The 3,808-nt window shown below is 64.1% G+C and carries 3 protein-coding genes; all 3 read left to right on the top strand.

The features are described 5' to 3' along the window. The first annotated feature begins 429 nt into the window (after nucleotides 1-429). The gene (locus tag AB7S84_RS16910) at nucleotides 430-957 is read left to right on the top strand and encodes a hypothetical protein (protein ID WP_428155956.1); all 528 of its coding nucleotides are present in this window, start codon (nucleotides 430-432) and stop codon (nucleotides 955-957) included. Continuing rightward, nucleotides 954-2,582 (top strand): sensor histidine kinase, encoded by a 1,629-nt coding sequence (locus tag AB7S84_RS16905; RefSeq protein WP_428155954.1) that lies wholly within the window; start codon nucleotides 954-956, stop codon nucleotides 2,580-2,582. Before AB7S84_RS16910 ends, AB7S84_RS16905 begins: the two co-directional genes overlap by 4 nt. Further along, nucleotides 2,579-3,808: sigma-54-dependent transcriptional regulator (locus AB7S84_RS16900; RefSeq protein ID WP_428155952.1), on the top strand; the 1,230-nt coding region annotated here is incomplete at its 3' end. The genes AB7S84_RS16905 and AB7S84_RS16900, both read left to right, overlap by 4 nt.

Here is a 3,808-nt window from a genome sequence, read left to right as displayed (position 1 = left end):
GGTCCTGGCGACGGCCCCGGAGACTGCTCCGCGAGCGACGCAGCCGCACTGATTCTGGCGGGTAACGGCAATGGCCCGGGCGACGGCACCGGAAACGGCGGCGACGGTCCTGGCGACGGCACCGGAAACGGAAACAGCAACGGAGACTGCTGATCGTAATGGGGGGGCGCCTGTTACGGATTTCCGAAAGAAACCCGGAAATCCGTACCCCCCTTTCCAGATCAACATTCAGCGTCCGGCTCTCGCAACGCCCACCCCCTTCAGTCTTCAGCCTTCAGTCTTCAGCCTTAAACACCGCTTGACGCTGCCGACCTTTCAAGGCTAAACTGAGATTCTCCTGTCGCCGCCATCCCAGAACCCAGGCTTGAATCCGACGGGAATGCCTTTTTCAAGCCTTCAGCCTGACATCATAATTATCGGGTGATCATTATGCGCCGCAACCTTTTTCTCATCATCGTTATCACATTGTTTTCACACCTGCTGCCGACGGGGCCTGCCGCGTCGGCGGAATTGATCTGGGGCACCGTCGTCTCCCTGGACAGGGAAAGAGGGGAAATGCACCTCCGGATGAAGGGGGCGTCGGCCAAAAGCGCCCTTCATGAACGGAAAGCAGCGCGCGTTCGGATCCGGTTCTTCCCCGAAGAACTGCCCAATGATATCCGGCCCGGCGCTGCCGTCAATGTCTGGGGCAGGTGCCTCAAGACAGACCCGCCGGTGTTCGGCGCGAGCACCGTCAAACGGGAACAGCGGGGGTACGGCGACCCCACTGGCGTACGCGCTCGTCTGGGCAAGGGCGGCAACGGACATGGCGGCGGCAGGGGCCATGGGAGCGGCCACGGCGGTGGTTCCGGTGGCGGCTCCGGTGGCGGCTCCGGTGGCGGAGGAGGCGGTGGTGGAGGCGGCGGTGGAGGCGGCGGTGGCGGCGGCGGCGGTGGCGGCGGTGGCGGCAACAGATGAAACGCCTTGCCCAGGCCGCTGACGACGGCTTGACATTAAAATCTCCACGCATGCTCCCGGTGTGGCGGGTCAGCCTTATGCTGTTCGGTCTGCTCATCGCCGTGGTTCTCGGCTATTTTTACTGGCAGGTCCGGCACCTGCAGCAGACCTTCATGATGCACTCGCTGGAGCACTCCAGGCTGCTGGCCAACGTCATCGAGCAAAACGCCCGGACGGCGGTGTTGTCCCAGGGGGCGATCGAGAAGATCGTCCATATTTTTCTGGGAAACAGCGCGCGTTTCGTCGCCTATCTGGAAGCCGTCGAACCCTTTTCATCCGACGAACTGGCGGAGTTTGCCTACGAATCCGGGCTGATCGGCATTCGCGTCATCAGAGCCGACGACACCGAGGTTCAGGGGCCGGAGGATGCGGCATTGCCTGCCGTCATCAATTGCGCCCTCGGCACCGGAGAGTTGGCCCATTTCCCGGAACAAAATATCTATGCGGCGACCGTTCCGCTGATCAATGGAAAAGGGTGTGTCGTGACAGGGCTCGAATCGGCTGCGATCGGACGGATAAACGAAGAGATCGGATTGAACCGTTTGCTGGGATCCCTCACCGGCATGGCCGGCATCCGGTATGTGCGGGTGGAAGAAAACACCGGCCGGGATCCTGCGGCGGTTGCGTCGGGCAGGGCCTCGCCCGACGACCACCCCCACATCCGCCTCATCCGCGACGGCGGCGAGACCATCGCGGAAAGCCGCATCCCCTTTGGCAATGATATCCTGGTGGCCGGAATGGACACCAGCCATTTCATGGCCCGAACCCAACAGATATGGCTGGAGTTTTTCTTTTTTGCCGGGGTTCTGGCAATGCTGGGCATCTCCTTTTCATGGATCCTCAACTGGTTTCAGGGGCGTTACACAGCCCATATCCAGGCCGTGGATCGCGAGATGGCCGATCATCGCGAGGATGCCGCCCTGGGCAGGGCCGCCGCGGCCATCGCCCACGAGATCCGAAACCCCCTGAACGCCATCGGCATGGGGCTGCAGCGGCTCCGGATCGAGGCGCCCGGCCTCGACGACGAGTATCGCGATCTGGTGGGGACCCTGCTTCAAGCGGTCCAGCGCACCAACGCCATCGTCTCGGACGTCGGAAAATATGCCCGTCCCCCGGCACCGTCATTCGAAACCGTGGTTCCCGCCGCACTTGTCGGCGAGATCCTCCAGCTCTATCGACGGAAATCCACCGGACAGTCCGTCGAGATCATCCAGGACCTGGCCTTCGCGGGCGAGATAAAAGCCGACCCCCAGTTGACGGCCCAGATGGTCGAAAACCTCGTGAAAAACGCGGTCGAGGCCCAACCCCTGGGCGGATATCTGAAGGTCGCCCTGAGCCGGAAGGACGGCCATGCCGTCTTCACTTTTGAAAACCCGGGATTCGATCTGGCACCGTCGGATGCGGCGCGGATCGCGGCCCCCTATTTTACCACCAAGGCCCGGGGAACCGGCCTGGGGCTCTCCATTGTCCGGAAGATCGTCAACGCCCACCACGGGCACATGGCGTTCGCGGTTCCGGAACCGGGCGTTCTCCGGGTGACGGTTCGGCTGCCCCTCGATCCCCGGAATGCGGAAACGGATGCATGAAGATTCTGGTTGTCGACGATGATGCCCTGCAGCGCCGGCTGCTCACGGGATTTTTGAAAAAAAAGGGGTACGATGTCGCGGACGCCGCCGACGGCAGGGAGGCCCTGGCCTATTTCAACCAGCAGCCGGTGGACCTGGTGATCCTGGACCATCGCATGCCCGGCCTCGATGGAGACGCGGTCCTGGCCGAGATGAAGCGGCTGACGCCCCTGGTGCGGGCCGTCATGATCACGGCCTACGGCACCGTCACCACGGCGGTGGAAGTGATGAAGCTGGGGGCCGACGACGTCCTGGAGAAGCCCGTGGACCTGACGGCGCTTCTGGAAAAGATCCAGCGGATCGAACAGGGCCTGGCCGTTGCCGAAGACGCCGCGGACGTTGCCGAAACAGTGGACCGGAAAGACCTGCCCATCAACCTGGTGGGGAGCGGCCCTGCCATGCAGGAGGTGATCTCCCTGGTGCATCGGGTGGCCCCCACACCCTGGACCGTGCTCATCAGCGGCGAGACCGGCACCGGCAAGGAGCTGATCGCCCGGCTGGTGCACCTTCTGGGTCCGTCGTCGGACGGCCCCTTTGTGGAGGTCAACTGCGGGGCCATCCCCGAAAACCTCTTCGAGTCCGAGCTCTTCGGCCACGAAAAAGGCGCCTTTACCGGCGCCGCCGGCACCCGACGCGGGCGCTTCGAACTGGCCGTCGGCGGCACCCTCTTCCTCGACGAGATCGGCGAGCTGCCCCCGAGCCTCCAGCCCAAGCTGCTCCGGGCCCTCCAGGAGAAGCGCTTCTGCCGGGTGGGCGGCGAGCGGGAGATCGAAGCGGATGTGCGGGTGGTGGCCGCCACCAACCGGGACCTCAGGCAGCTCACGACCGAAGGGCGCTTCCGGGAGGATCTCTACTACCGCCTCAACGTCTTCGACATTCCCCTGCCCCCCTTACGCGAGCGCAAGGAAGACATCCCCGACCTGGTGGACTTCTTCCTGCGGCGCTATGCCGACCGTCCCGTCCGATTCGACCCCGAGGCCCTGATGACCCTCTCCCGCTACGCCTTCCCCGGGAACGTCCGCGAGCTGGAGCACATCGTCCAGCGGGCCGTCACCCTGGTCCGGGGCAACCGCATCCGGGAGCGAGACCTCCCCCCCGAGATCCGCTTCCATCAGGCCGCCCTTCAGGGCACCCTGGCGGAACGCCTGGACGCCGTCGAACGCGAAATGATCCAGACCGCCCTGGAA

Source organism: Desulfococcus sp., from assembly GCF_050178255.1.
Taxonomy (GTDB): Bacteria; Desulfobacterota; Desulfobacteria; order Desulfobacterales; family Desulfococcaceae; genus Desulfococcus; species Desulfococcus multivorans.
This window is presented reverse-complemented; position numbering and strand designations above follow the sequence as displayed.

What these genes read in the sequence shown, in the direction of transcription:
- AB7S84_RS16910 (WP_428155956.1), top strand. Translation starts at nt 430, where the DNA reads ATGCGCCGCAACCTTTTTCTCATCATCGTTATCACATTGTTTTCACAC.
- AB7S84_RS16905 (WP_428155954.1), top strand. Translation starts at nt 954, where the DNA reads ATGAAACGCCTTGCCCAGGCCGCTGACGACGGCTTGACATTAAAATCT.